Annotated in this window: 29 protein-coding genes and 1 pseudogene; 23 read left to right on the top strand and 7 right to left on the bottom strand. The window is 44.0% G+C overall.

Features of this window, described 5'->3' with window-relative positions; all coding sequences use genetic code 11:
* Window positions 1-90: 90 nt before the first annotated feature.
* Window positions 91-531, bottom strand: coding sequence for a YkyB family protein (locus ABEV15_RS09435; protein WP_004891336.1), 441 nt, complete (start codon window positions 529-531; stop codon window positions 91-93).
* A 114-nt stretch (window positions 532-645) separates the two neighbouring features.
* Here ABEV15_RS09435 and ABEV15_RS09430 point away from each other — a divergent pair, with 114 nt between their 5' ends.
* The 4 genes from ABEV15_RS09430 to crcB (ABEV15_RS09415) are packed head-to-tail and all read left to right on the top strand — an operon-like array spanning window position 646 to window position 4,957.
* On the top strand, window positions 646-2,157 hold the full coding sequence (locus tag ABEV15_RS09430) for a Ppx/GppA phosphatase family protein (RefSeq protein WP_498853050.1): 1,512 nt from the start codon (window positions 646-648) through the stop codon (window positions 2,155-2,157).
* A 2-nt stretch (window positions 2,158-2,159) separates the two neighbouring features.
* Window positions 2,160-4,232: an RNA degradosome polyphosphate kinase gene (locus tag ABEV15_RS09425; RefSeq protein WP_498853049.1), complete on the top strand. Its 2,073-nt coding sequence runs from the start codon at window positions 2,160-2,162 to the stop codon at window positions 4,230-4,232.
* 9 nt (window positions 4,233-4,241) lie between these two features.
* Window positions 4,242-4,628: a fluoride efflux transporter CrcB gene (crcB, locus tag ABEV15_RS09420; RefSeq protein WP_498853048.1), complete on the top strand. Its 387-nt coding sequence runs from the start codon at window positions 4,242-4,244 to the stop codon at window positions 4,626-4,628.
* Complete coding sequence (gene crcB, locus ABEV15_RS09415; protein ID WP_498853047.1) at window positions 4,625-4,957, top strand: fluoride efflux transporter CrcB; 333 nt, start codon at window positions 4,625-4,627, stop codon at window positions 4,955-4,957. The genes crcB (ABEV15_RS09420) and crcB (ABEV15_RS09415) overlap by 4 nt, the downstream gene beginning before the upstream one ends.
* Here crcB (ABEV15_RS09415) and ABEV15_RS09410 read toward each other — a convergent pair.
* Window positions 4,952-5,800, bottom strand: a complete 849-nt coding sequence (locus ABEV15_RS09410) for a metallophosphoesterase (RefSeq protein WP_498853046.1) — start codon at window positions 5,798-5,800, stop codon at window positions 4,952-4,954. The genes crcB (ABEV15_RS09415) and ABEV15_RS09410 overlap by 6 nt on opposite strands.
* A gap of 148 nt (window positions 5,801-5,948) precedes the next feature.
* On the opposite strand from ABEV15_RS09410, the gene fadH reads away from it, so the two are divergent.
* The 9 genes from fadH (at window position 5,949) to ABEV15_RS09365 (ending at window position 12,270) form a co-directional block, all read left to right on the top strand.
* Window positions 5,949-6,704 (top strand): 2,4-dienoyl-CoA reductase, encoded by a 756-nt coding sequence (gene fadH / locus ABEV15_RS09405; protein WP_429635133.1) that lies wholly within the window; start codon window positions 5,949-5,951, stop codon window positions 6,702-6,704.
* Between the two features lie 112 nt (window positions 6,705-6,816).
* Window positions 6,817-8,031, top strand: a complete 1,215-nt coding sequence (locus ABEV15_RS09400) for an EAL domain-containing protein (RefSeq protein ID WP_498853063.1) — start codon at window positions 6,817-6,819, stop codon at window positions 8,029-8,031.
* 42 nt (window positions 8,032-8,073) lie between these two features.
* Window positions 8,074-8,307 (top strand): hypothetical protein, encoded by a 234-nt coding sequence (locus tag ABEV15_RS09395; protein ID WP_498853045.1) that lies wholly within the window; start codon window positions 8,074-8,076, stop codon window positions 8,305-8,307.
* A 99-nt stretch (window positions 8,308-8,406) separates the two neighbouring features.
* Window positions 8,407-8,646 carry a YkuJ family protein gene (locus tag ABEV15_RS09390; protein ID WP_003396622.1) on the top strand — a complete coding sequence of 80 codons (240 nt, stop codon included), beginning with the start codon at window positions 8,407-8,409 and terminating at the stop codon, window positions 8,644-8,646.
* Window positions 8,647-8,715: 69 nt separating this feature from the next.
* Complete coding sequence (gene cbpB, locus ABEV15_RS09385; protein ID WP_429632085.1) at window positions 8,716-9,174, top strand: cyclic-di-AMP-binding protein CbpB; 459 nt, start codon at window positions 8,716-8,718, stop codon at window positions 9,172-9,174.
* Between the two features lie 62 nt (window positions 9,175-9,236).
* Entirely contained in the window at window positions 9,237-9,944 is a 708-nt protein-coding gene (gene dapD / locus ABEV15_RS09380) for a 2,3,4,5-tetrahydropyridine-2,6-dicarboxylate N-acetyltransferase (RefSeq protein ID WP_429632040.1), read from the top strand.
* A gap of 42 nt (window positions 9,945-9,986) precedes the next feature.
* A complete protein-coding gene (locus ABEV15_RS09375; RefSeq protein WP_498853044.1) occupies window positions 9,987-11,114 on the top strand; it encodes an N-acetyldiaminopimelate deacetylase in 1,128 nt (375 codons plus the stop codon).
* 32 nt (window positions 11,115-11,146) lie between these two features.
* Entirely contained in the window at window positions 11,147-11,605 is a 459-nt protein-coding gene (locus tag ABEV15_RS09370; protein ID WP_498853043.1) for a TlpA family protein disulfide reductase, read from the top strand.
* A complete protein-coding gene (locus ABEV15_RS09365; RefSeq protein ID WP_498853042.1) occupies window positions 11,605-12,270 on the top strand; it encodes a potassium channel family protein in 666 nt (221 codons plus the stop codon). Before ABEV15_RS09370 ends, ABEV15_RS09365 begins: the two co-directional genes overlap by 1 nt.
* A 33-nt stretch (window positions 12,271-12,303) precedes the next feature.
* Here ABEV15_RS09365 and rnjA read toward each other — a convergent pair whose 3' ends face one another.
* Entirely contained in the window at window positions 12,304-13,971 is a 1,668-nt protein-coding gene (gene rnjA, locus ABEV15_RS09360) for a ribonuclease J1 (RefSeq protein WP_498853041.1), read from the bottom strand.
* Window positions 13,968-14,183, bottom strand: a complete 216-nt coding sequence (locus ABEV15_RS09355) for a DNA-dependent RNA polymerase subunit epsilon (protein ID WP_183247260.1) — start codon at window positions 14,181-14,183, stop codon at window positions 13,968-13,970. Before ABEV15_RS09355 ends, rnjA begins: the two co-directional genes overlap by 4 nt.
* 447 nt (window positions 14,184-14,630) lie before the next feature.
* Between ABEV15_RS09355 and ABEV15_RS09350 the strand changes: the two genes are divergently transcribed.
* Entirely contained in the window at window positions 14,631-15,407 is a 777-nt protein-coding gene (locus tag ABEV15_RS09350) for a Cof-type HAD-IIB family hydrolase (protein ID WP_498853040.1), read from the top strand.
* A gap of 30 nt (window positions 15,408-15,437) precedes the next feature.
* Here the strand turns inward: ABEV15_RS09350 and def are convergent, their stop codons facing one another.
* Window positions 15,438-15,992 (bottom strand): peptide deformylase, encoded by a 555-nt coding sequence (gene def, locus ABEV15_RS09345; RefSeq protein ID WP_006321317.1) that lies wholly within the window; start codon window positions 15,990-15,992, stop codon window positions 15,438-15,440.
* A 383-nt stretch (window positions 15,993-16,375) separates the two neighbouring features.
* Here def and pdhA point away from each other — a divergent pair, with 383 nt between their 5' ends.
* From pdhA to ABEV15_RS09320, 5 genes are all read left to right on the top strand, one after another.
* Window positions 16,376-17,482, top strand: a complete 1,107-nt coding sequence (pdhA, locus tag ABEV15_RS09340; RefSeq protein ID WP_429632055.1) for a pyruvate dehydrogenase (acetyl-transferring) E1 component subunit alpha — start codon at window positions 16,376-16,378, stop codon at window positions 17,480-17,482.
* A gap of 3 nt (window positions 17,483-17,485) precedes the next feature.
* A complete protein-coding gene (locus ABEV15_RS09335; RefSeq protein ID WP_004891307.1) occupies window positions 17,486-18,463 on the top strand; it encodes an alpha-ketoacid dehydrogenase subunit beta in 978 nt (325 codons plus the stop codon).
* A 48-nt stretch (window positions 18,464-18,511) separates the two neighbouring features.
* Window positions 18,512-19,795: a dihydrolipoamide acetyltransferase family protein gene (locus tag ABEV15_RS09330; RefSeq protein WP_429635140.1), complete on the top strand. Its 1,284-nt coding sequence runs from the start codon at window positions 18,512-18,514 to the stop codon at window positions 19,793-19,795.
* A gap of 4 nt (window positions 19,796-19,799) precedes the next feature.
* Window positions 19,800-21,212 carry a dihydrolipoyl dehydrogenase gene (gene lpdA, locus ABEV15_RS09325; protein ID WP_498853039.1) on the top strand — a complete coding sequence of 471 codons (1,413 nt, stop codon included), beginning with the start codon at window positions 19,800-19,802 and terminating at the stop codon, window positions 21,210-21,212.
* Window positions 21,213-21,289: 77 nt separating this feature from the next.
* Window positions 21,290-21,526, top strand: a complete 237-nt coding sequence (locus ABEV15_RS09320; RefSeq protein ID WP_498853038.1) for a hypothetical protein — start codon at window positions 21,290-21,292, stop codon at window positions 21,524-21,526.
* Here the strand turns inward: ABEV15_RS09320 and ABEV15_RS09315 are convergent.
* Window positions 21,514-21,894, bottom strand: coding sequence for a DUF1885 family protein (locus ABEV15_RS09315; RefSeq protein ID WP_429632063.1), 381 nt, complete (start codon window positions 21,892-21,894; stop codon window positions 21,514-21,516). The genes ABEV15_RS09320 and ABEV15_RS09315 overlap by 13 nt on opposite strands.
* A 127-nt stretch (window positions 21,895-22,021) precedes the next feature.
* On the opposite strand from ABEV15_RS09315, the gene ABEV15_RS09310 reads away from it, so the two are divergent.
* Both ABEV15_RS09310 and ABEV15_RS09305 read left to right on the top strand, forming a co-directional pair.
* A complete protein-coding gene (locus ABEV15_RS09310; RefSeq protein WP_429635145.1) occupies window positions 22,022-22,315 on the top strand; it encodes a DUF3055 domain-containing protein in 294 nt (97 codons plus the stop codon).
* Window positions 22,316-22,457: 142 nt separating this feature from the next.
* A complete protein-coding gene (locus ABEV15_RS09305; RefSeq protein ID WP_019417972.1) occupies window positions 22,458-22,571 on the top strand; it encodes a GapA-binding peptide SR1P in 114 nt (37 codons plus the stop codon).
* Window positions 22,572-22,675: 104 nt separating this feature from the next.
* Here ABEV15_RS09305 and ABEV15_RS09300 read toward each other — a convergent pair whose 3' ends face one another.
* Window positions 22,676-24,145, bottom strand: a complete 1,470-nt coding sequence (locus ABEV15_RS09300; RefSeq protein WP_498853037.1) for an aminotransferase class I/II-fold pyridoxal phosphate-dependent enzyme — start codon at window positions 24,143-24,145, stop codon at window positions 22,676-22,678.
* 186 nt (window positions 24,146-24,331) lie between these two features.
* Here ABEV15_RS09300 and ABEV15_RS09295 point away from each other — a divergent pair, with 186 nt between their 5' ends.
* A complete protein-coding gene (locus ABEV15_RS09295; RefSeq protein WP_498853036.1) occupies window positions 24,332-25,291 on the top strand; it encodes an NAD(P)H-dependent flavin oxidoreductase in 960 nt (319 codons plus the stop codon).
* Between the two features lie 32 nt (window positions 25,292-25,323).
* Window positions 25,324-25,509: pseudogene (locus ABEV15_RS09290) on the top strand (UPF0223 family protein); the annotation flags it as partial.
* Between the last annotated feature and the right edge of the window lie 126 nt (window positions 25,510-25,635).

Here is a 25,635-nt window from a genome sequence, read left to right as displayed (position 1 = left end):
TACGAATGAAAAAGGGCGATCTCATTAAGAGGCTGCCCTTTTGTGTAATATGATAAAGTATGTTTGCCGTTTTTCGAGGAAGGCTTGTCCTTAGCGAAATGTTTTCCCTAACCGATTCGTGCGTGGCCACTCGTAGCGTTTCGGCTTCGGCTGTACATCTTCTGGCGAAATGCCTGTATACGCTTGTAGTAATCGCTTCGCTTGAGACAAAGGCATTTTAACAACAGGGTTGCGATAAGAATCGTCCAACGTACCGAGATGAGGCAAATGCTTGAAGTCTTCTTTTGTTGGAGGTATGTGGAAGTAGTACGCACCGATCGCCACAAGCACATCCGATTTTTGCTGGCTGTACTTCGGATTTCGGGAAAAATGAAGCCCAACTTTTTTCGCTTTTCCTTCTTCGAGCATTTTTTCAATCGTTTTTTTCTTCAACAAATACAAGTACGAAGGATTTAAAGCGGTTTTCGCATGACGATTGACAGTAAACAGCGCAACCGACAAATTTTCAACGGTGCATTCGACTGTTTCCATTGGCATTCAACTCCTTTTCATTTGGTTACACTTTTATTATACACGATAACCTATGTTTTTGGAAAATTTTCAATTTATTTTTTTTTACATTTTATTCATAAGGGAGGACGAACGTTGAAATACGGCATTATTGATATCGGCTCAAATACGATGCGCCTTGTCATTTACGAACGAAGCAAAAGCGGTCGCTTGAGAGAGAGAGAAAATGTAAAAATCGCAGCCCGCTTGCGCAACTATTTAACGGAAGACGGATGGTTGACAGACGAAGGATTACATGTGCTTTTAGAAGGGTTGCTTACCTTTCAAGATGTTACGCGTTTTCATCGCTTGCACGATGTGAAATGTGTCGCGACGGCAACAATTCGCCAAGCGCGCAATCGCGATGACATCGTTCGCATCGTCGCGGAGCGCACTGATTTTCATATTCGTATTTTATCCGAATATGAAGAAGCATACTACGGTTTTTTAGCGGTTGTCCAATCGACATCGTTTCACGAAGGCATTACGGTTGATATTGGCGGAGGAAGTACGGAAGTGACGTATTTTCACAATCGCGAACTTGTCGATTATCATAGCTTTCCATTTGGGGCGCTATCGTTAAAACGCGATTTTGTTGCGGGGAACGTTCCGACCGATGAAGAGTTGCAGAAGTTGCGTGCGTACGTCGAAAAACAATTTCAGTCGCTTCCGTGGCTAAAACAACGCCGTCTGCCAATTATCGCGATTGGCGGAAGCGCCCGCAACGTCGTGCAAGTGCATCAAATGCTGCAAAACTACCCGATTGCTGGCATTCATCAATATGAAATGAAGCGCGACCATATCGTTGAAGTAAAAAAATATTTACGTTCGTTGACATTTGAACAGCTACAAAAAGTGGAAGCATTATCGAAAGATCGAGCCGATTTAATTATTACTGCGGTTGAAGTATTTCAAACGTTATATGAAACGGTAGATGCCACGATGTTTATTTTAAGCCGAAAAGGCTTGCGCGACGGCATTTTTTATGAACAGTTCGGACCGAGTGCTTTTCCCAGCGTATTAGAAGAAAGTTTTTTTGAATTAGCCCAAGACTACGAAGTGAATACAAATCATGTCCAGCACGTATTAAAACTTGTCATTCCATTGTTTGAACAAATACGTGCGCTCGCCCTTTTTCCGCTTACCGGGGAAGACCTCGTCTTATTAAAACGCGCTGCCCATGTGTTTTATTTAGGGCAATATGTCGATGAAGAAGCGAGCAGCCAACATACGTTTTACATTTTGGCGAATCGAACGATTGACGGATTAAACCATCGCGATCGCGTGCAGCTTGCGCTTGTCGCCTCATTTAAAAATAAAACATTGTTTAAACAATATATTCAGCCGTTTCATTCGTGGTTTACTCGTGCAGAACAAAAAAAGCTTCGTTTTCTTGGTGCATTATTGAAATTTGCTTATAGTTTAAACGATACGAAACGAAACATCGTCAACCGTTTGCAGCTTGAACGTCACGAGGAAACGATCGTGATACACATCTTTTGCAACGAATCGTTTAAGGCGGAAGAATATCAAGCCGAAAAACATAAAAAGCATATCGAAAAAATGTTAAAACGACCGATTTTATTACAGTTTCATATGGGGGGATGAGGATGGATTTTAGTCATCCGATGTATTACAATAACCGCGAATTAAGTTGGCTCGCATTTAACGAGCGCGTTTTGCAAGAAGCGATTGACGAGCGTAATCCGCTATTAGAACGATTGAAATTTTTAGCGATTTTTAGTTCGAATTTAGATGAATTTTTTATGGTGCGCGTGGCCGGTTTAAAAGACCAAGTGAAGGCTGGTTTTAATAAGCCAGAAAATAAAGCCGGGTTAACGCCGAAAGAACAGTTGAAAAAAATTGCGAAAAAAACGCACGAGCTTGTCAAGTTGCAGTATGACATGTACAATCGGACGTTGTTGCCGATGCTACGTGCTGAAGGGGTACATTTGCTTGCCCCAAATGAATGGAACGACGAACAAACAACGTATTTGCAGTCGTATTTTATGAAAAACATCTTTCCTGTTTTAACGCCGATGGCTGTCGATGCGTATCGTCCGTTTCCGATGTTGCTAAATAAAAGTTTAAACTTGGCGATCGTTCTTGATGACGATGAGCGAAAAAAATTAGCGATTGTGCAAGTGCCGGCTGTGTTAAATCGTTTTATCCCTCTCCCGACGAACAACGATATTCGCGCTTATGCGCTGTTAGAGGATGTCATTACGACGTTTATTCATACGCTATTTAAAGGGTATACGGTGCTGTCTGTCACGCAATTTCGCATTACGCGCAATGCGGATTTAACGATTCATGAAGAAGGGGCGCGCGATTTATTAAAAGAAATTGAAAAAGAGTTAAAAAAGCGGAAATGGGGCGCAGCGGTGCGGCTTGAAATGAGCAAAAAAGGATTTGACGAATGGGTGCTCGATTATTTATTAGATGAGCTAGAAATTCACGAAAAAGATGTGTACAAAATAGATGGGCCGATTGATTTGACGTTTTTATTTTCGTTTTATCATGAAGTGGCGCACTACAAAGAACATTTGATTTTTGAAACGCTCATTCCGCAGCCGCCAAAAGACTTAGATGATGAAGAAGACGTATTTGAAAAAGCGAAAGAAAGAGATTTATTGTTCCATCATCCGTACGAGTCGTTTGAACCGGTCATCGACTTTATTTCCGATGCGGCAGATGACCCAGATGTGTTGGCAATTAAACAGACGCTGTATCGCGTCAGCGGTGATTCGCCAATTATTGAAGCGCTCAAACGCGCAGCAGAAAACGGCAAACAAGTGACCGTTCTCGTCGAATTAAGAGCGCGGTTTGATGAAGAAAATAACGTGCAATGGGCGAAAGAGCTTGAGAAAGCAGGCTGCCATGTCATTTATGGCATGACGCATTTAAAAACGCATAGTAAAATTACGTTAATCGTTCGGCAAAAACATGGAAAAATTGAGCGGTTCGTTCATTTAGGAACAGGCAATTATAACGATGCGACTGCGAAAGTGTACACCGATTTCGGCTTCATTACTGCCAATGAACAATTTAGTGAAGATGCGACAAACTTTTTTAATTATTTAAGCGGCTATATGGAAAAACCGGAATTTCATCATTTAGTCGTCGCCCCGTTTGATTTACGGCAACGATTTTTACAGCTCATTGACGACGAAATTCGCTCTCATCAACAATACGGAGATGGTCGCATCATCGCAAAAATGAACTCGCTTACGGATAAACAGCTGATTATGAAGCTATACGAAGCGTCACAAGCGGGCGTACAAATCGATTTAATTGTGCGCGGCATTTGTTGTTTGCGCCCGCAAATCAAAGGAGTAAGCGAAAACATTCGCGTGCGCAGCATCGTCGGTCGCTTTTTGGAACATAGCCGCGTCTATTATTTTCATCATCATGGGAAAGAGCGCGTCTTTTTATCGTCTGCCGATTGGATGACGCGCAATATGGATCGGCGCATCGAAATTTTATTCCCGATTTTCCGTCACGAATTAAAACAACGGCTCATTGAGGTGCTGCACATTTTGCTTGCTGATAATGTGAAAGCGCGTGAACAAAATGAACATGGGGAATATCATTATGTGAAACGAAAAGATGGCGAAGAAGATGTTGATAGCCAAATGACGTTATTTCAAATGGCATACGATGTCGCAGATGATGAAGAATGAGGTGATATGATGAAAGAAAGCGGAGCGGTCGCCATAGGCGGAGCGTTAGGAGCATTATGTCGTTACGGCGTTGCGCTTGCTTTTCCGTTTCTCACATTTCCGTGGGCAACGTTAATGGTCAATTATATCGGCACCTTTTTGCTCGGTGTGCTCACGTCTTACGCCGGAAAAAGAAAAGTTGCTGAATGGCTGCGGCTTGCGATCGGCACAGGGTTTTGCGGCGGATTGACAACAATGTCGACGTTTAGTAAAGAAACGATGGCGTTATGGCACGTACAGATCGCTAGCGCAAGTTTGTATGTTGTCGCTTCACTTGTTGGTGGCTTGCTTCTTTGTTATGCAGGAATATATGTCGGTGAACGAGTTGGTGCAAAATATGTAGGTGAGACGTCATGATGTATGTTGCCATCGGTGGTGCATTAGGGGCGTGGTGTCGGTACAAACTTGGCATATGGTTGTTGCGCTGGACGAAACAGTCGCCTATACCGCTTTCCATTTTGTTCATCAACTGGCTCGGTTCATTCGGGCTCGGTTTTGCTCTTTCGTCCGGCGTTCAAACGATTGGAGTTACGGTCGGATTTTTCGGAGCGTTTACGACATTTTCCACATTTAGCGTCGAAGCCATTCAACTCCTATCGCATAAAAAATATAAAGAAGCGCTTCTTTATGTCGGCGCTTCAATCATTGGGAGCATATGTTTATTTCAAGCCGGATTGATGTTATGACCCGGCTTTTAACGTAAACAACGTAAGTTCTGGCGGTGTTAAAAAGCGAAACGGCATGCGCGTCGTTCCAAGTCCGCGATTGACGTACAATGTAAGTTGCTGTACGTCGTAAAATCCTTCGACGTATTGTTTCGCTAACGGAGGGGTAACGAGCGGACCGATCCAAGGCAGTTGAATTTGTCCGCCATGGCTATGACCTGACAGCTGAAGATGAAATGGATATACGCTTGCTTGCGTCACAAGATCAGGTTCATGAATTAAAGCGATCGTATACGCTTCTTTCGGCATATGTTGCACCGTTTTCGCGAAATTTGGCTTACCGAGCATAAAATCATCCAAGCCCGCAATGACAATTTGTTCGTTACCTTGTTTGACGGATACCCATTCATTTACAAGTAAACGGAATCCACTTGTTGTCATCATTCGTTTATATATGTCTGTACCGTATCCGCCATGATCGTGGTTTCCGTAAATGCAAAATTTCCCAAGAGGAGCGTGAAGTTGTTTCAATAATGTCGTAATCGTTTCAACGTGCTCATATTTGTTCGGCTCATCAAGCAAATCACCTGTAAAACAAATCAGATGCGGATCGAGCGCATTTATTTGTTCGACTACTTGTCGAAAATGACGAACAGTATAATGATACCCGATATGCACATCGCTAAATTGAAGCAGCCGGCATCCGTCAAAGCTTTTTGGAATAAGCGGATGCACGACATCATAACGGCGCACCGTCAACCGTCGCGGTTCAATATATTTCGCATACATATATCCCGCTGTTGAAAGCAACGCCCCTTTGACGAACAAAGAAAAAAACGTTTTTAAAAAATCTCGTCGTTTCATTCGCTTCAAACCTTACTATGAAAATGTTCTTCACTCATTATAAAAGAAAAAAGTCGATAAAAACAACAAAAAACAATGTTAAAAATTTTCTAAATATATAGTACAATAAAAATGAATGAATAACCATTCATAAAAAGGGGTTGAGGAGATGAACGGAAAAGTCATTATTGTTACAGGCGGTTCAAGCGGTATGGGGAAATATATGGCGAAGCAGTTCGCTGAACAAGGGGCGCATGTCGTCATTACGGGAAGACGAAAAGAAGCGCTCGAAGAAGCAGCAAACGAAATTGGCGGAAGCGTTTTCCCGATCGTCATGGACGTGCGCAAACCGGAATTAGTCGCTGCGATGGTGAAAGAAACGGATGAGCGTTTTGGAAAAATTGATGCGTTAATTAACAACGCCGCAGGCAACTTTATTTGTCCAGCGGAAAAGTTATCCATTAACGGATGGAACAGCGTCATCGACATCGTTTTAAACGGGACGTTTTATTGTAGCCGAGAAGTCGGGAACTATTGGATTGAAAAAGGACAAAAAGGGTCCATCATTAATATTGTCGCTACATACGCTTGGGGAGCTGGCGCAGGTGTCATTCATTCCGCATGCGCCAAAGCAGGCGTGTTAACGATGACGCGCACGTTAGCGGTCGAATGGGGGAAAAAATACGGTTTTCGCGTGAACGCGATCGCTCCAGGTCCAATTGAGCGAACAGGCGGAGCAGAAAAACTCATTTTATCCGAAGAGATGGAAAAGCGCGTGAAAGATAGTGTGCCGCTCGGACGCTTCGGTACACCAGAAGAAATTGCAGCCGTCGCCTCGTTTTTACTTTCCGATGCAGCCGCCTACATTAACGGTGAGTGCATTACAGTTGACGGCGGTCAATGGCTCAATCAACATCCGTTTTAATGCGACGTTTGCCGACGTCGCTTTTTTTCTCGGATGATGTACGATGAACGCGCGCGTTTCTTATGATATTTATGATATAATGAGTGAAAAAAACGGGGGAGGAAGCGTCGCTTTGGATGCGCTAGATATTTTAACACACATCGATCAAGTCATTCCGCATTATCAACCGATTTTTAGCGCCGATGAGCAATGCATTGTCGGGTATGAAGTGCTTGGTCGCTTTCAACATGGCAACGAAGTCATCAGCCTCGGCCCATTTTTTCACGACGAAACGATTCCAGAAGAGTTTCGCATGGAAGTCGATCATACGGTGACGGCGAAAGCGCTCGAACAGTTTGTGAGCGAGCAACCATCATCGCTTATTTTCATTAACCGCGATGCAAACGTGCTAATGATTGACCGCGGCGAGTCATTTTTACAACTGCTTCTTCAATATAAAGAAAAAGGATTACAATTTAACCAAGTTGTTCTTGAAATTACCGAACATCAGTTTAAAGGCGACATTCAACAGCTCGGGCATGTGTTGACGTATTTGCGCACATACGGCATTCAAATTGCGGTTGACAACATTGGGAAAGAAAGCAGCAACCTAGACCGCATTCGTTTGTTAGCGCCAGATTTATTAAAAATCGATTTGCATTCGTTGCGCACGTCAGCGACGACGGTATCGTACGATGACGTGCTTTATTCCATTTCGCTTTTAGCGCGCAAAATTGGTGCGACACTTTTGTATGAAGACATTGAAAGCGCCTTTCAGCTACAATATGCATGGCGAAACGGCGGACGATATTATCAAGGCTATTATTTGCATGAACCTTCGCCAACATTCCTTCCGAACGATTTATTAAAAGAACGGTTGCGCGACCAATTTCATACGTTTATTCAACATGAAAAAAAGAAACTGCAGGCGTTATACGATATTTCTGAACAATTTCAAGCGCGTGTATCGGAGCTTGTCGCAAAACATAAAAAAGCGTCATCGTTTAACGAGCTCATTTCCGTCTTAGCGAAACAGTTAAGCGATTGCAGTTTCCGCATTTACGTTTGCGACGAAGACGGCTTTCAACAATCAGCCAACATATTTAAAAAAGGTGAAACATGGGAATTACAGCCGCAGTATTATATGAAAAATTGGAGCTGGCGCCCATATTTTTTAGAAAACATCATTCGCATGCGCTCGCGCAAACGAGGCATTTTATCTGATTTGTACAGCGATATTGAAACAGGGGAAATGATTCGCACGTATTCGTATCCAATTGACAAACACCATTATTTATTTATTGATTTAACGTATGATTATTTATTTGAACATAACGTCCATTTGTAATAAAACATCGCTTGCGGTGGAAAAGTAAGCTTGAGGTGAGTGATGATGGACACATTTTCTTGGATGCTTTTACTGATCGCAAGCGGGGTATTAGTCGGGGGATTTGTGTATACGTATCAAGTTGGCAAGCGCCAAAAAGTGCAAGGCGAATACGATGCGAGCGTCGGTGAAAAAGTGGCCGCCCATCCGTATGTACGCAACCCGGTTTTTATTGCATACATCGTGTTTGTCGTCCTTTTGCTCGGATATATTGCATACGTTGCGCTTCAAACGTAAGCCCGCTATGGTGGGCTTTCGTTTTTGTTTACTTTTTATGCGAATCTTGGTACAGTAGTGAATAGTCGTTGAAATACGTATCGGAAAGGAATGAACGTCGTGTCGCAATTATTAGGCATTATCCAACGTTTAATTAGCTTACAAGAGCAGAAAACAGGAACGAACGAAGCACCGCAACGCAATTTTGAAGTAAACGGTGAAAAAAAATGTAGCGTTACATATTATGAAAAAACAAACACGTTCGTATTAGAAGTGTACGAAAAAGGAGAAAAACCGAAGTCTTATCAATTTGACAACATTGATATGATCGCCATTGAAATTTTTGATTTGTTGAATTAAGTCTTCACATGTGTGAAGGCTTTTTTTGTTTTACTTCTCGCTTTTCCTTATCGAAATGAACATGGTACAATGACAAATGGGGATTATATCGTGAAAGGCGGAATGACGATGCAACAACCATCGCTGACTGAGCTGATGATTCCGTCCGATAAAGTGGCGCACGTGCAAGCGGGGAATCATTTAGAGCACGCATTATTAGTATTGACGCGCACAGGATATTCAGCTGTTCCGGTGTTAGATACGACGTATAAACTACAAGGGCTCATTAGTATGACGATGATTATGGATGCGATTTTAGGCATTGAACGCATTGAATTTGAGCGGCTGGAGACGATGAAAGTCGAACAAGTGATGCAAAAAAATATGCCGCGTTTACATGTGAACGATTCATTTTTAAAAGCGTTGAAGCTGCTTATTGACCATCCGTTCGTTTGCGTCGAAAACGATGACGGCTACTTTGTAGGGATTATTACGCGCCGCGAAATATTAAAACGGTTTAACCGCTCGATGTACGAAAAGCGACAATAAGCTTGTCACCGTTTGTTTCATTTGTTAAAGTAAAAAAATAAAGCGATAAGGAGGAGCTGACCATGATGATGGATGCGAATGAAATTATTTCGTTTATTCAAAACAGCAAAAAGAAAACACCTGTGAAAGTATACATAAAAGGAGACATCGCTGACATCGACTTCGGACCGAGCGCGAAAACGTTTATTACAGGTCATACCGGCGTCGTGTTCGGCGAATGGGCAGACATTGAAGCGGCGCTTGAAGCAAACAAACATAAGATTGAAGACTACGTCGTTGAAAACGACCGCCGCAATTCAGCCATTCCGCTTCTTGATTTAAAACATATTAAAGCGCGCATCGAGCCGGGAGCAATCATTCGCGATCAAGTGCAAATTGGCGACAATGCCGTCATTATGATGGGTGCCGTCATTAACATCGGTGCCGTTGTTGGCGAAGGAACGATGATTGATATGAACGCGGTGCTCGGCGGACGGGCGACAGTAGGGAAAAACTGCCACGTTGGCGCAGGGGCGGTACTTGCTGGTGTCATTGAGCCACCTTCAGCTAAACCGGTCATCGTAGAAGACGATGTTATGATCGGAGCGAATGCGGTCATTTTAGAAGGAGTAACAGTCGGAAAAGGTGCGGTCGTTGCCGCTGGGGCAATCGTCACAGAAGATGTGCCGCCATATACGGTCGTGGCAGGCGTGCCAGCGCGCGTCATTAAACAAATTGATGAAAAAACAAAAGCGAAAGTAGAAATTAAACAAGAACTTCGTCAACTATAAAGCGTGGATCGATTCCACGCTTTTTTCAAAAGGGGGATCGAAATGTTTGTAAACATTCGGCGCGATTTGCATCAAATTCCTGAACTTGGCTTTCAAGAATTTAAAACACAACAATACATATTGAACTATATCGCAACGCTTCCGCAAGAACGAATACAAATCAAAACGTGGAAAACAGGCATTTTCGTTCGTGTGCTCGGCACGGCGCCAACGAAAACGATCGGTTATCGCGCCGATATGGACGGGCTGCCGATTGATGAACAGACGGACGTCCCGTTTCGCTCGACGCATGAAGGACGCATGCACGCCTGTGGGCACGATATGCATATGGCGATTGCGCTCGGCGTGCTTACTTACGTCGTCCATCATCCGATTCGCGATGACATGTTGTTTATTTTTCAACCTGCCGAAGAAGGACCGGGCGGAGCGCTTCCGATGCTTGAGAGCGATGAAATGAAACAATGGATGCCCGATATGATCCTCGCTTTGCATATCGCTCCGGAATATCCGGTAGGAACGATTGCGACAAAAGAAGGATTGTTATTTGCGAACACGTCCGAGCTGTTTATTGATTTAATCGGCAAAGGTGGGCATGCCGCATTTCCGCATGAGACGAAAGATATGGTCGTTGCGGCCAGCGCCCTCATTATGCAACTACAAACGGTCGTCTCGCGCAACGTCAACCCGCTTGATAGCGCCGTCATTACGATTGGCAAACTGACAAGCGGCACCGTACAAAACGTAATCGCAGAGCGGGCGCGGCTAGAAGGGACGATTCGCACCCTTTCGCCAGAAGCGATGGAAAAAGTGAAAGGGCGCATCGAAGCGATCGTGCGGGGCATAGAAGTGGCTTACGACTGCGAGGCGCATATCGATTACGGTGCAATGTATTATCAAGTATACAACGATGAGAAGCTAACGAATGAATTTATGCAATTTGTTGAAAAAGAAACGAACGTCCGCCTCATTCGCTGTCAAGAAGCGATGACAGGCGAAGATTTCGGCTACATGCTTGCACGCATCCCTGGGTTTATGTTTTGGCTTGGCGTCCAATCTCCGTTCGGTTTGCACCATGCGAAATTAAACCCGAACGAAGAAGCGATTCATGTTGCGATTCAGCTACTGACGCGCTACGTCGCTTGGAAAGGGAATGACAACGTCCTAAAATAAAAACGACATGACAAAGCAAAGGAAGAAGAACGATGAAACTACGAGAGCCGATGCCATCATTAGACGGAGCAACACTTGTACTCAACGGAAATGTCACGCGTGAACAGCTCATCGGAAAACCGACGCTCGTTCACTTTTGGGCAGCAAGCTGTCACCTTTGTAAAGAAGGAATGAAACAAGTGAACGCTTTTCGTGACCGCTATCAAGGAGAATTAAACGTCATTTCCATTCATATGCCGCGGCGCGAAAGCGATAAAAACGTTGAAGTCGTCAAACAGCTTGCTGAACAATACGGCATTACGCATCCGCTTTTTATTGATAACGATCATCGCCTGAAAGAAGCGTTTGACAATCGCTGCGTGCCGACATATTACGTGTTTGATGCAGATGGCATATTTCGCCACTATCAAGCAGGAAGCGGTGGCGTGCACATGTTAGAAAAACGGATTTTGCGTGTGCTTGAACAATATCGAACAAGAGGGGATTATTGATGAAGAAAAAAGAATTTGTAGTCATCGGTCTTGGGCGCTTTGGTGGCAGCGTATGCCGGACGTTAAGCGAACAAGGAATGGAAGTGCTTGCGATTGATATAAACGAAGATAGAGTGAACGAATATGCATCGATCGCGTCACAAGCGGTCGTTGCCGATTCAACGGACGAAAACGTCTTAAAAAGTTTAGGCATTCGCAATTTTGACCATGTCATCGTCGCCATCGGTGACAATATTCAAGCAAGCATTTTGACGACATTAATTTTAAAAGAGCTCGGTGTCGAAAAAATTACAGTCAAAGCTACGAGCGACTATCATGAAAAAGTGTTGAAAAAAATTGGAGCGGACCATATCGTTCACCCGGAACGAGATATGGGCGAAAGAATTGCAAACAATATGATTTCAAACAACGTGCTCGATTATTTAGAGCTATCTGATCGCCATAGCATCGTCGAAATTGTCGCAAACAAACGGCTCCACGGTCACTCGCTTCTCGAGTTAGACATTCGCGCGAAATACGGTATTAATATCGTAGCGATTAAACGAAATAACGACATTATCGTCTCGCCGCTTGCGTCAGAAATCATTTGCGAAGGCGACATTTTAATTGTCATCGGTGCGGATCAAGATATTGACCGCTTTGAAAACGAAGTTGTTGGGGAATAAGAAAAGAAGGTGTCCAAACGGGCACCTTCTTGTTTATACTTCCATAATAATCGGTAAAATCATCGGTTTTCGCTTCGTTTTTTCGTATAAAAACGGTGCGAGCGTATCAGTAATTTCCGTTTTAATGTCGGACCATTGATTTGTTCCTTGTTCGAGTAGCTGTTGTAAATGTTTCGCAATCAGCTGTTGTGCATCGCTAATTAAATTGCCTGATTCACGCATATAGACGAATCCGCGTGAAATAATATCTGGTCCTGCAGCAATTTTCATTTCTTTCATATTAATGCTCACAACGACAATAACTAATCCTTCTTCCGATAAAATGCGGCGGTCGCGCAAGACGATGTTGCCGATATCTCCAATACCGCTTCCGTCAATATACACCGAGCCGGATGGAATTTTGCCGACTATGCTTGCGCCTTCTTCACTAATGCCAAGCACCTCGCCGTTGTCCATAATAAAGCAATTTTCTTCTGGCACACCGCAATCAACCGCAAGTTTCACATGCATTTTTTGCATGCGATATTCCCCGTGAATCGGCATAAAATATTTCGGCTTCATGAGGCGAATCATCAGCTTTTGTTCTTCTTGGCCGCCGTGACCAGACGTATGAATGTCGCTAAGCGGTCCGTGAATGACTTCCGCTCCTGCACGCGCCAGCATGTTAATGATGCGATTGACGCTTACTGTATTGCCCGGAATCGGCGAGGATGAAAAGACGACTGTATCGCCCGGCACAATTTGAATTTGACGGTGCGACCCGTTGGCGATGCGCGATAACGCCGCCATCGGCTCACCTTGGCTTCCGGTGCAAAGAATGGTCACGCGATGAGCAGGAAGGCGGTTAATTTGTGAAGCGTCAACGAACGTATCTTTCGGGCATTTAATGTAGCCGAGCTGTTGACCAATTTCAATCGCTGCTTCCATGCTTCGTCCGAATACCGCAATTTTTCGATTGTTTAATACAGCGGCTTCGGTGACTTGTTGCAAGCGGTGAATGTTTGAAGCAAACGTCGCGAAAATAATGCGCCCTTGCACTTTTCGGAAAATGTCGTGAATGCTTTCACCAACGCGCCGTTCCGACATTGTAAAATGCGGGATTTCGCTATTTGTACTATCCGACAATAAACAAAGGACGCCTTCTTTTCCGATCTCGGCCATTTTCGTTAAGTTCGCCGGCTCGCCGACAGGGGTGAAGTCAAATTTAAAGTCACCTGTATGCACAATTTGACCGACTGGCGTTTTCACAACGATCCCGTAGCTATCTGGAATGCTGTGCGTTGTGCGGAAAAATGTCACCGCTGTTTTTCCGAACGAAATGACATCATCTTCTTTAATTTCAATCAGTTTCGTTTGACGCAACAATCCGTGTTCTTCTAGCTTATTGCGAATAAGTCCGAGCGCCAATTTACCGCCATAAATCGGTATGTTCACTTGGCGAAGCAAATACGGAATGCCACCAATATGGTCTTCATGTCCGTGTGTAATAAATAGCCCTTTAATGTTTTCAGCATTTTTCACTAAATAGCTATAATCAGGAATGACGTAATCAATTCCGAGCAATTCGTCTTCGGGAAACTTAATGCCGGCATCAATGATGATAATTTCGTCTTCATACTGCACGCCATATGTATTTTTCCCGATTTCGCCTAGACCGCCGAGAGCGAAAACACCAACTTGTTTATTTTTTAAAATGTTCATTGTTCAATCTCCAATACGTGAAAATCAGGGTTTTGTTGCTCGTACGCTAAATGCGCCCCCTCAAGCGGTTGAATGTATTCAATATTGATATGACGGTCTTGTAATTTTCGGCGTACATCTCGCTCGCTTTCCGCTTCAATATAGAGCGTCTTCGTTTTTTCTCTTACCGGCACTTCATCGATCGTATCTTGGTAAAACACTTTAAAAATCAACGTTCATCTCTCCTTATGTGTAATGTTGCTTTTTTTACTATACTACAATGCATCGTTCTCTTTTAGAAAGTAAAGCGATATGTAGCTCCGGACGCTTTCCGCTTTTCTTATTATATATAACAAAGTGGGGAATGGGAAACAAAATTGAAAAGAAGCCCTTCGATCGAAGGGCTCGTACAACTAAGCAATGGATTTTCTGCGCAAAAGTTCTTTCCATTGTTTGAGCAGCTTGCGTTTCAACTTTTTCAACATGACGCATCACTCCTCACTTTTATTGTATCCGATTTTGTCGGAAAGTAAATGTCTTCTCTATATATTTATTATAAGAAGATGATCGACAAATTTTGCATAGGAAAATATATACATTGAAACAACCAATTTATTGACAATACGGCGCAATTCCGTTACGGTAAGTTTGTGAACTTTTACACGAGGAGCGCGAGAAGCATGGAGAGAAAAATCGTCTTTTTTGATATTGACGGAACGTTGTTAGATCATGATAAACAGTTGCCGGAATCGACATATGAAGGGATACATGAATTAAAAAAACAAGGGGTATATGTAGCGATCGCCACCGGACGAGCGCCGTTTATGTTTGAATCGTTGCGAAAAGAGCTTGACATTCAATCATTTGTCAGCTTTAACGGACAATATGTCGTTTTTGAAGGGGAAGTGATTTACAATCAACCGCTTGATCGCAAGCAACTTCGCGCATTAAAACAAATGGCACGCGACAATGACCATCCGCTTATTTTTATGGACGCCGACACGATGCGTGCAAGTGTAGCCGATCATCCGTACATTCACGAAAGCATGGGAAGTTTAAAATTTACTCATCCACCGCACGATGAAACGTATGACGAACGAAACGACATTTATCAAGCGCTTTTATTTTGTAAACCAGAAGAAGAACAGCCGTATATTCAATCGTTTCCGACGTTTCACTTCGTGCGCTGGCATGCGGTGTCAACGGACGTATTGCCGTATGGCGGATCGAAAGCAGAAGGAATTAAAAAAATGATGAACGAACTCGGCATTCCGCGCGAAAACGTTTATGCGTTCGGCGACGGGTTAAACGATACAGAAATGCTTCGCTTTGTCGGTACAGGTGTCGCGATGGGAAATGGGCATGAAGAAGCGAAAAAAGTAGCTGATTTCATTACAAAACCGGTCGATGAAGACGGCATTTTATTCGGCTTACGCCACCTTGGTTTGTTAAAATAAAAGGGCCCCGTCATGGTAGCCCTTTTATTATTACCTTTCAATCGGAATGGCGCCAGCTGGCACGTCGTACGGATTTTGTTTATTAATATGGTCATAAAACATAATGCCGTTTAAATGGTCAATTTCATGTTGAAATACGATCGCAGGCAATCCTTTCAAGCGCAGTTTCACCGTTTCGCCCTCAAGCGTCGTTCCGGTGACCGTAATGCGCATATAGCGCGGCACGTAACCCGGAATTGCTTCGTCTACAGACAAACAACCTTCTCCGCTCGTTAAATAGCACATCTCAACCGAATGGCTCACAATTTTCGGATTAAATAACGCATAGCTATGCAACGTTCCTTTTTCATCCGTCACATGCACAGCAATCATCCGTTTTGAAACGTTAATTTGTGGGGCAGCTAAGCCAATGCCTGGACGAAGCCCGTATGCCTTCGCTAGCTCAGGATCTTGGCTCATTTTTACATATTCCAATAAACTCGCTAAAATGCGGCGATCTTCTTCAGAAGGGGGAAGGGGAACTTCTTCCGCTACTTTTCGTAACGTCGGATGTCCATCTTTAATAATATCTTTCATCGTAATCACGTCGTTTCACTCCTTATCCACAAAGTAGACTACGTTTTATTATGGGCGATTATGCACAAAAGTGCAATTGGCTGACGAAACATACATAAACACGTTGTAAAACAGAAATAATACAGATTTAAAAAAATAAGTATAACAGATTCATAACACAGTTAAAATTTTCTAAATTTCATTTTTACATAGAACGTGTCAAGCAAACTGGTTGACGTGCGTTGTCGAAGGGTGTAAACTGAAAGATGTAAAAAAACAGTTGTATTAATCGTAATTGCTTTTTTTATTAATACAGCTTTTCATACACAAGCGTAGTAAAAACAAATCGTTTTTGGGCAAATTAAAAGGTGCATCATTTTACGTGTTGAAAAAGAAAGGATGAGGTGAACAACATGGGTAAAAAGCCCCTATTTGATGTGAAAAAGCAACTTGAAAAAGTCGCTGAGCAGTTCCCGACATTTCAAATTTTAAATGAAGAAGGCGAAGTCGTAAACGAAGCGGCAATGCCAGATTTAACAGATGAGCAATTGAAAGAATTAATGCGCCGCATGGTATACACGCGCGTACTTGACCAACGTTGCATTTCGTTAAACCGTCAAGGACGTCTTGGCTTCTATGCGCCAACCGCAGGACAAGAAGCGAGCCAATTAGCGAGCCATTTTGCGTTAGAAAAAGAAGATTTCATTTTACCGGGCTATCGTGACGTTCCACAAATGATTTGGCACGGTTTACCACTTTACCAAGCGTTTTTATTTTCACGCGGTCATTTCCATGGCAACCAAATTCCAGAAGATGTAAACGTGTTGCCGCCGCAGATTATTATCGGTGCGCAAATTATTCAAGCAGCCGGCGTTGCGCTTGGTATGAAAAAACGCGGCAAAAAAGCGGTTGCGGTTACATATACAGGTGACGGCGGTGCATCACAAGGGGACTTCTACGAAGGAATTAACTTCGCAGGGGCATTTAACGCGCCAGCGATCTTTATCGTTCAAAACAACCGTTTTGCGATTTCGACACCAGTCGAAAAACAATCTGCGGCAAAAACAATCGCACAAAAAGCAGTCGCAGCTGGTATTCCGGGCATTCAAGTTGACGGAATGGACCCGCTTGCAGTATATGTAGCAGTTCGTGACGCTCGCGAGCGTGCAATTAACGGTGGAGGACCAACATTGATTGAAACGCTTTGCTTCCGTTACGGTCCGCATACGATGGCAGGAGACGACCCAACACGTTATCGCTCTAAAGAACTTGAAAACGAATGGGAGAAAAAAGATCCGCTCGTTCGCTTCCGTAAGTTTTTAGAAAACAAAGGATTATGGAGCGAAGAAGAAGAAAATCGCGTCATCGAACAAGCGAAAGAAGATATTAAAGAAGCGATTAAGAAAGCGGACGAAACACCAAAACAAAAAGTAACCGACTTAATGTCGATCATGTACGAAGAAATGCCAGCGTTCTTAAAAGAACAATACGAAATCTACAAAGAAAAGGAGTCGAAATAAGCAATGGCGCAAATGACAATGATTCAAGCAATCACGGATGCGTTGCGCGTAGAAATGCGCAAAGACCCGAACGTTCTTGTGTTTGGTGAAGACGTCGGTGTAAACGGCGGGGTATTCCGCGCGACAGAAGGGTTGCAAGCAGAGTTTGGCGAAGACCGCGTATTCGACACACCGCTTGCAGAATCAGGAATTGGCGGTTTAGCGATCGGTTTAGCATTACAAGGATTCCGCCCTGTGCCTGAAATTCAGTTTTTCGGATTCGTATATGAAGTGATGGACTCGATTTCTGGTCAAATGGCGCGCATGCGCTATCGTTCTGGCGGCCGTTTCCATGCGCCAATTACCGTTCGTTCGCCATTCGGTGGTGGCGTACATACGCCAGAATTGCATGCCGATAGCTTAGAAGGGCTTGTTGCGCAACAACCAGGATTAAAGGTTGTCATCCCATCGACACCGTACGATGCGAAAGGTTTATTAATTTCAGCCATTCGCGACAACGACCCGGTCATTTTCTTAGAGCATATGAAATTGTACCGTTCGTTCCGTCAAGAAGTGCCAGAAGGCGAATATACAATTCCAATCGGCAAGGCGGACATTAAGCGCGAAGGAACAGACGTATCGGTCATCACATACGGTGCCATGGTACACGAATCATTAAAAGCAGCAGCGGAACTTGAAAAAGAAGGCATTTCTGTTGAAGTCATCGACTTGCGTACAGTTCAACCGTTAGACATTGAAACGATTATCGCATCAGTTGAAAAAACAGGTCGTGCGGTTGTTGTACAAGAAGCACAAAAACAAGCAGGTATTGCCGCAAACGTTGTTGCAGAAATTAATGAACGTGCGATTCTTAGCCTTGAAGCGCCAGTATTGCGCGTCGCGGCACCAGATACAGTATATCCGTTCTCACAAGCAGAGCCGGTATGGTTACCGAACTTTAAAGATGTCATCGAAACAGTGAAAAAAGTCATGACGTTTTAATGGAGGGGGCATTCCCCTCCACATTTAAGAAATAGGAGGTCGAGATACATGGCATTTGAATTTAAATTACCAGACATCGGCGAAGGAATTCACGAAGGCGAAATTGTTAAATGGTTTGTCAAACCGGGCGATGAAGTCAATGAAGATGACGTACTTTGCGAAGTACAAAACGATAAAGCAGTAGTAGAAATTCCATCTCCAGTCAAAGGAAAAGTATTAGAAATTTTAGTGGGCGAAGGCACAGTCGCAACGGTTGGCCAAACGTTAATTAAATTTGATGCGCCAGGATACGAAAACTTAAAATTTAAAGGCGATCATGGCGATGAGCCAAAAGTGGAAGAAAAGAAAGAAGAAGTGAAACAAGAGCAAGCAGCACCAGCACAACCGAAAAAACGCGTCATCGCGATGCCATCTGTGCGCAAATACGCACGTGAAAAAGGTGTCGACATTCGCCTTGTGCAAGGAACAGGCAAAAACGGTCGCGTGTTAAAACAAGATATCGATGCATACTTAGCAGGCGGTGCAGCGCCACAAACAGAAGCGCCAAAACAAGCGGTCGAAGAGAAAGCAATGCCAGCACAAGAACAAAAAGCAACACCAGCTCCACAACCAGTCGTTCTTGAAGGCGAGTTCCCAGAGACACGCGAGAAAATGAGCGGCATTCGTCGTGCGATCGCCAAAGCGATGGTGAACTCGAAACATACAGCCCCACACGTCACATTAATGGACGAAGTCGATGTGACAAAACTTGTTGCGCATCGTAAGAAATTTAAAGACGTGGCAGCGCAAAAAGGCATTAAGTTAACGTTCTTACCATATGTCGTTAAAGCGTTAACGTCTGCGCTTCGCGAATATCCAGCGCTCAATACGTCGATTGACGATGCGACAGAAGAAATTATTCATAAACATTACTACAACATCGGAATCGCAGCTGATACAGATAAAGGATTGCTTGTTCCGGTTGTGAAACATGCGGACCGTAAATCCATTTTTGCGATCGCAAAAGAAATTAACGAGCTTGCGACGAAAGCGCGCGAAGGCAAATTAATGCCAAACGAAATGAAAGGTGCGACATGCACAATTACAAACATCGGTTCTGCAGGCGGTCAATGGTTTACACCAGTCATTAACCATCCAGAAGTTGCGATTTTAGGTATCGGCCGCATTTCAGAAAAACCGATCGTGCGCGATGGCGAAATTGTTATCGCTCCGGTATTAGCGTTGTCATTAAGCTTCGACCACCGCATGATCGACGGTGCGACAGCGCAAAACGCATTAAATCATATCAAACGTTTATTAAACGATCCTGAATTATTATTAATGGAGGCGTAATACGATGGTAGTAGGCGATTTCGCAATTGAAACAGAAACTCTCGTCGTCGGTGCAGGTCCTGGCGGTTACGTCGCAGCGATTCGCGCGGCGCAACTCGGTCAAAAAGTAACGATCGTTGAAAAAGGAAACCTTGGCGGTGTGTGCTTAAACGTTGGATGTATTCCATCAAAAGCGCTCATCTCTGCCGGTCATCGTTACGAAATTGCGACACATTCGCAAGATATGGGAATTTTTGCGGAAAACGTAAAAGTTGACTTTTCAAAAGTGCAAGAATGGAAAGCAGGCGTCGTAAAAAAATTAACAGGTGGCGTAGAAAGTTTATTAAAAGGAAATAAAGTAGAAATCGTGCGCGGCGAAGCGTATTTCGTTGATGAAAATACCGTTCGCGTCATGACAGAAAATAGCGCGCAAACGTACAAATTTAAAAACGCCATTATCGCAACAGGTTCCCGTCCAATCGAGTTGCCAGCGTTTAAATTTTCAAAGCGTGTCCTTGACTCGACAGGCGCATTAAACTTGCCTGAAATTCCAAAATCAATGGTCGTCATCGGCGGCGGTTACATCGGTACAGAATTAGGAACAGCATACGCAAACTTCGGAACGAAAATTACGATTTTAGAAGGTGCAGATGAAATTTTATCTGGCTTCGAAAAACAAATGAGCGCCGTCGTTCGTCGTCGCTTGAAGAAAAAAGGTGTTGACGTCTTCACAAACGCCCTCGCGAAAGGTGTTGAAGAGCGTGAAGACGGCGTAACAGTCACATTTGAAGTGAACGGCGAAACGAAAACAATTGATGCCGAATACGTGCTTGTCACAGTTGGTCGTCGTCCAAATACAGAAGAAATGGGACTTGAACAAATCGGCATTAAGATAACGGAACGCGGCTTAATTGAAATCGACAAACAATGCCGCACAAGCGTACCAAACATTTACGCGATCGGTGACGTCGTTGCGGGTCCACCGCTTGCGCATAAAGCGTCATACGAAGGAAAAATTGCCGCAGAAGCGATCGCTGGCCATCCGTCTGAAATTGACTACTTAGCGATTCCAGCTGTCGTCTTCTCTGACCCTGAATGCGCATCTGTTGGTTACTTTGAAAAACAAGCGATCGAAGAAGGCATTGACGTCATTACCGCAAAATTCCCGTTCGGTGCAAACGGCCGTGCCCTTGCGTTAAACGAAACAGACGGCTTCTTAAAGCTCGTCTTAACGAAAGACGATGGCGTCATTATCGGTGCACAAATCGTCGGACCGAACGCATCGGATATGATCGCAGAGCTTGGCTTAGCGATCGAAGCAGGCATGACAGCAGAAGATATTGCGATGACGATTCATGCGCATCCAACGCTCGGTGAAATTACGATGGAAGCAGCGGAAGTGGCGCTCGGTAGCCCAATTCATATTATTAACAAATAAAAGAGGATGGCTTCGCCGTCCTCTTTCTCATTATTTTTCCCTTGCCGTCATATGATGTTTGTGAGGGGTGTGTGAACATGTATGTCGTCTTTTTACTTCAATTACTTATTTGGAGCTTATTTTCACTCGTTGAATGGAGATCGGCCCACGATCATTTTATTTTCAAAGCGTTGCTGTTTATGATGTTTATGTATGTTGCTTTTTTGCTTGCGCTTCGATTCCGCTTAACGAAAAGACAAGCATGTTGGACAACCGTCTCGACGATTGCCATTTATTTTCTTTGTCGTCAGCTTTTTTGGGCTTATCGTTTGTAATAATACATGATGCGCCCGTTAAATAAATGCAGTTTTCCTGCCATTTGTTTGGCGAAAAATTTGCATAGTTCATTCGCTTTTCCTTTATCGCCGTGCGTCGCTTGTTTCGGTAAAGCAAACTCCACCGCGCGCTCATGAATGCGACATTCAATCATATGATAACGTGCATCTTTTCCAACTAAAACGATGCGATCTTCTTTTGTTACGATGTCATACGGGAAAGCGGATTCCGCATAGTCCCAAGCGAGCTGTTCGCCCGTTTTTCGCGCGATGTCCCGAAATTGTTCAAGCAATTGTTTACATCGTTCTAGCGTGACCGTCTCCCATGTGGATGCAGGGACAAGTTCAATAGTAGCTGTATAAGCCATTTTGTTCACCTCATATATGTTGAAATCACTTTCATTGTATCACGTACATATGTGAAAAAACAAATAATTGCGAAAATATAAACGATAAGGTATAATGAAATTTAATATACAAGAAGGAGGGAAGAAGATGTTTGAAAAATTGTATGATGAGCATGAAAAAGTAAAAGTGAGGTTTGTCGGCTTTACGACAAAAGACGTCCGTTACGATTTCGGCATCGTTTATACGAATATGTTTTTTGGCAAGCCGCTCGTCATCTGTATGCAAACAGGCCGCTCCGCTCTCCTCGACCCGAAAGACATCGAAGACCACGACTACTTACAACGAATATTTCGCATCGACACAAAAGAACAAGCTGAAGATTTAGCGGAATTTTTCTCATACATTTTACCAGCTACTCATCTTGCCGAACAATACGAATAAAATGGAGGAAGAGGCGTGAATTGCGTCTCTTTTTTTGTTTAAATATGTCATACTAATTACTATTGACAAAATAAATGTGACATATTATTATGTAATCAGTAAAACGTTTTCAAACATTCCAAAGGAAAAGGGGTTATCGGGGATGGGTACAATTGTATGCCAAACATGCAATGCGACAATTGATCATTTTGAAGATGAAAAAGTGACGGTATTGTACGGTCAATGTAGCGGTTGCGATTGTGAAGACGAAGAATAACATATAGAGCGGAACAAACTTTGGGGGATGGGGAGGATATATATAGAAAAGAGACTGGTTTTCGCCAGTCTCTTTTTTTAAAAGCGGAGTGTAGCACTCCGCTTTTATCGTTTATGATGTTCTTTAATGACGCGCAACGTTCGCAACGTATCGTCTTCTGGACCTTGAACAGGCAAGCCGACTTCGATATTTTTGCGAATGTAATTTAAATTTTCTTCCGTAATAATTTCGCCCGGAATAAAAATCGGGATGCCCGGTGGATATACCATGACAAACTCAGCGATAATGCGCCCTGCCGATTCGTCAAACGGCACGACTTCTGTTTCCGCATAAAACGCATCACGCGGCGTAAGCGCAAGCACAGGAATATCTGGTAAAATCACTTCCGCTTTTTTCCCGACTTCCGCTTGATGGCGAAATTCATTCGATAAATGACGAAGCGCATCAACTAATACGTTCGTTTCCTGCTCCGTATCGCCCGGTGTAATAATACATAAAATGTTATATAAATCCGACAATTCGACTTCAATATTGTAGCGTTCACGAAGCCATTTTTCCACGTCGTAGCCAGTGAGTCCAAGCTCTTTGACGGAAATAATGAGCTTTGTCGGATCGTAATCAAACGTTGCTTCTGTCCCGAGAATTTCTTTTCCGACGCAATATAAATAATCGATGTCGTTAATTTTTTTGCGCGTTTCATTCGCCAGGCGAATCGCTTGTTCCGCAAGCTCATGTCCTTCTGTCGCAAGCCGTTTGCGCGCCACATCGAGCGAAGCGAGCAATAAGTAAGATGTTGATGTCGTCGTTAACATGCTTAAAATCGCTTGTACGCGCTTTGGTGACACAAGCCCTTCTTTTACGTTTAAAATGGAACTTTGCGTCATCGATCCGCCGAGTTTATGCACGCTCGTTGCAGCCATATCCGCACCTGCTTGCATAGCTGAAAGCGGCAACTCTTCATGAAAGTGAATGTGCACACCGTGCGCCTCGTCCACAAGAACAGGAACGCCGTATGCGTGCGCAACGTCAACGATGCGTTTTAAGTCGCCCGCAATGCCAAAGTATGTCGGGTTAATGACGAGCACTCCTTTGGCGTCAGGATGTTGTTTTAATGCCGCCTCCACTGCTTCTGGCGTAATGCCATGTGAAATACCAAGTTCTTTATCAATTTCAGGATGAACGAAAATCGGTGTCGCTCCTGAGAAAACGATCGCTGACATGACAGACTTATGCACGTTTCGTGGGACGATAATTTTATCGCCCGGTCCTGCGACAGACATGACCATCGTCATAATCGCTCCGCTCGTTCCTTGCACAGAAAAAAACGTATAGTCCGCCCCGAACGCTTCTGCCGCAAGTTCTTGCGCGCGTTTAATCATTCCTTTTGGCTGATGTAAATCATCAAGCGGACCGATATTAATTAAATCCATCGCTAACGCATTTTCTCCAATAAAGGAGCGAAACTGCTCGTCCATGCCTGCTCCTTTTTTATGGCCAGGAATATGAAATTGAATCGGATTTTTCTTTATATGCTCTAACAGTCCGGTAAATAACGGTGTTTCATACTGTGACAATTTCGCTGTACACCTCTTTAACTTGGATTTACATAAAACAAAGTGAATTATAACACTTCTCTATACGTTTGGAAAGACGGTTTTTTTGCTTAAAAATCAAAACGATTGCATATTTCTTCATTTATTGTTTGTGAAGGACTTTTCTTTATAAGTGAAGAATGATAAAAAGTAAAGGGGGAATGGGTTGTGAACTGGAACACGAGAGTAACGGAATTGTTAGGCATTCGTTATCCGATTATTCAAGGGGGACTTGCGTATTTAGCGTATGCCGATTTAGCGGCGGCGGTGTCGAATGCCGGTGGGCTCGGGCAAATTACAGCGATGTCGCTTGAGACGCCAGATGCGTTGCGGGAAGAGATTAAAAAAGTGCGGGAAAAAACGGACAAACCGTTTGGTGTGAATTTTGCGATCGGACAACATGGGCGTCCGTTTGCGCACATGCTTGACGTAGCGATTGAAGAAAACGTGCCGGTCATTTCGATGACAGGTGGAAACCCTGCTCCGATTTTTGAACAGTTAAAAGGCGTGCCGGTGAAAAAGCTTGTGCTCGTGGCGGCGGTACGCCAAGCAGTGAAAGCAGAGGAGCTCGGCGCAGATGCGGTTATGGTCGTCGGTCAAGAAGGGGGCGGACATCTCGGCAAACACGATATCGGAACGTTCGTCCTAGTGCCGCGCGTCGTCGATTCCGTATCGATTCCTGTCATCGCGTCAGGCGGCATTGGCGACGGGCGCGGGCTGATGGCTGCCCTTGCGCTTGGAGCGGAAGGAATCGAGATGGGCACGCGCTTTATTGCGACAAAAGAGTGCATTCATGCCCATCCTGTGTACAAACAAATGCTTGTCGAGCGCTCCGAAAGCGACACCGTCGTCATTAAACGATCGCTCGGTGCCCCTGCGCGCGCTTTGTTGAACGAATGGACGGAAAAAATTTTACAGTTTGAACGAGAAGGAAAAGGGTATGAACAACTAAAAGAGTACATTAGCGGACAAGCGAATAAGCGGTTCATTTACGACGGCAATACGGAAGAAGGGTTTGCATGGGCGGGGCAAGTGATCGGACTTATTCACGATGTGCCGACCGTTAGCGAACTTTTTGGGCGCATGATCAACGAGGCGGAACAAATTCGCACCCGTTGGGCAAACTAAAGGAAGACAACGATGGGAGAAAGGTGAACATCATGAAATATGCGTATCCAATTGATTACAGTTGGTCAACCGAAGAAATCATCGACGTTATTAAATTTTACGAAGGCGTTGAACAAGCGTACGAACAAGGGATTGAGCGAGAGCAACTCATGAACTTATATCGCCGCTTTAAACAAATCGTTCCAAGCAAAGCGGAAGAGCGAAAACTATGTCAACAACCCAATGACTAAAGTCATGGGCTTGTAAGCCCCATGTTGACCAGACCAAGGCTTGAAACAGAGCCTACGTTATAGATGTCATGACACGTTCGGGTGCTTCTCCAGCCCGTTCCTCTGTCGTGCAAG

Origin of the sequence: Bhargavaea massiliensis, from assembly GCF_050480245.1 — a bacterium.
Lineage (GTDB): Bacteria > Bacillota > Bacilli > Bacillales > Anoxybacillaceae > Anoxybacillus.
This window is presented reverse-complemented; position numbering and strand designations above follow the sequence as displayed.

What these genes read in the sequence shown, in the direction of transcription:
- ABEV15_RS09435 (WP_004891336.1), bottom strand. Translation starts at nt 531, where the DNA reads ATGGAAACAGTCGAATGCACCGTTGAAAATTTGTCGGTTGCGCTGTTT.
- ABEV15_RS09425 (WP_498853049.1), top strand. Translation starts at nt 2,160, where the DNA reads ATGGATTTTAGTCATCCGATGTATTACAATAACCGCGAATTAAGTTGG.
- crcB (WP_498853048.1), top strand. Translation starts at nt 4,242, where the DNA reads ATGAAAGAAAGCGGAGCGGTCGCCATAGGCGGAGCGTTAGGAGCATTA.
- crcB (WP_498853047.1), top strand. Translation starts at nt 4,625, where the DNA reads ATGATGTATGTTGCCATCGGTGGTGCATTAGGGGCGTGGTGTCGGTAC.
- ABEV15_RS09410 (WP_498853046.1), bottom strand. Translation starts at nt 5,800, where the DNA reads ATGAAACGACGAGATTTTTTAAAAACGTTTTTTTCTTTGTTCGTCAAA.
- fadH (WP_429635133.1), top strand. Translation starts at nt 5,949, where the DNA reads ATGAACGGAAAAGTCATTATTGTTACAGGCGGTTCAAGCGGTATGGGG.
- ABEV15_RS09395 (WP_498853045.1), top strand. Translation starts at nt 8,074, where the DNA reads ATGATGGACACATTTTCTTGGATGCTTTTACTGATCGCAAGCGGGGTA.
- cbpB (WP_429632085.1), top strand. Translation starts at nt 8,716, where the DNA reads ATGACAAATGGGGATTATATCGTGAAAGGCGGAATGACGATGCAACAA.
- dapD (WP_429632040.1), top strand. Translation starts at nt 9,237, where the DNA reads ATGATGATGGATGCGAATGAAATTATTTCGTTTATTCAAAACAGCAAA.
- ABEV15_RS09375 (WP_498853044.1), top strand. Translation starts at nt 9,987, where the DNA reads ATGTTTGTAAACATTCGGCGCGATTTGCATCAAATTCCTGAACTTGGC.
- ABEV15_RS09370 (WP_498853043.1), top strand. Translation starts at nt 11,147, where the DNA reads ATGAAACTACGAGAGCCGATGCCATCATTAGACGGAGCAACACTTGTA.
- ABEV15_RS09365 (WP_498853042.1), top strand. Translation starts at nt 11,605, where the DNA reads ATGAAGAAAAAAGAATTTGTAGTCATCGGTCTTGGGCGCTTTGGTGGC.
- rnjA (WP_498853041.1), bottom strand. Translation starts at nt 13,971, where the DNA reads ATGAACATTTTAAAAAATAAACAAGTTGGTGTTTTCGCTCTCGGCGGT.
- ABEV15_RS09350 (WP_498853040.1), top strand. Translation starts at nt 14,631, where the DNA reads ATGGAGAGAAAAATCGTCTTTTTTGATATTGACGGAACGTTGTTAGAT.
- pdhA (WP_429632055.1), top strand. Translation starts at nt 16,376, where the DNA reads ATGGGTAAAAAGCCCCTATTTGATGTGAAAAAGCAACTTGAAAAAGTC.
- ABEV15_RS09335 (WP_004891307.1), top strand. Translation starts at nt 17,486, where the DNA reads ATGGCGCAAATGACAATGATTCAAGCAATCACGGATGCGTTGCGCGTA.
- ABEV15_RS09330 (WP_429635140.1), top strand. Translation starts at nt 18,512, where the DNA reads ATGGCATTTGAATTTAAATTACCAGACATCGGCGAAGGAATTCACGAA.
- lpdA (WP_498853039.1), top strand. Translation starts at nt 19,800, where the DNA reads ATGGTAGTAGGCGATTTCGCAATTGAAACAGAAACTCTCGTCGTCGGT.
- ABEV15_RS09320 (WP_498853038.1), top strand. Translation starts at nt 21,290, where the DNA reads ATGTATGTCGTCTTTTTACTTCAATTACTTATTTGGAGCTTATTTTCA.
- ABEV15_RS09315 (WP_429632063.1), bottom strand. Translation starts at nt 21,894, where the DNA reads ATGGCTTATACAGCTACTATTGAACTTGTCCCTGCATCCACATGGGAG.
- ABEV15_RS09310 (WP_429635145.1), top strand. Translation starts at nt 22,022, where the DNA reads ATGTTTGAAAAATTGTATGATGAGCATGAAAAAGTAAAAGTGAGGTTT.
- ABEV15_RS09305 (WP_019417972.1), top strand. Translation starts at nt 22,458, where the DNA reads ATGGGTACAATTGTATGCCAAACATGCAATGCGACAATTGATCATTTT.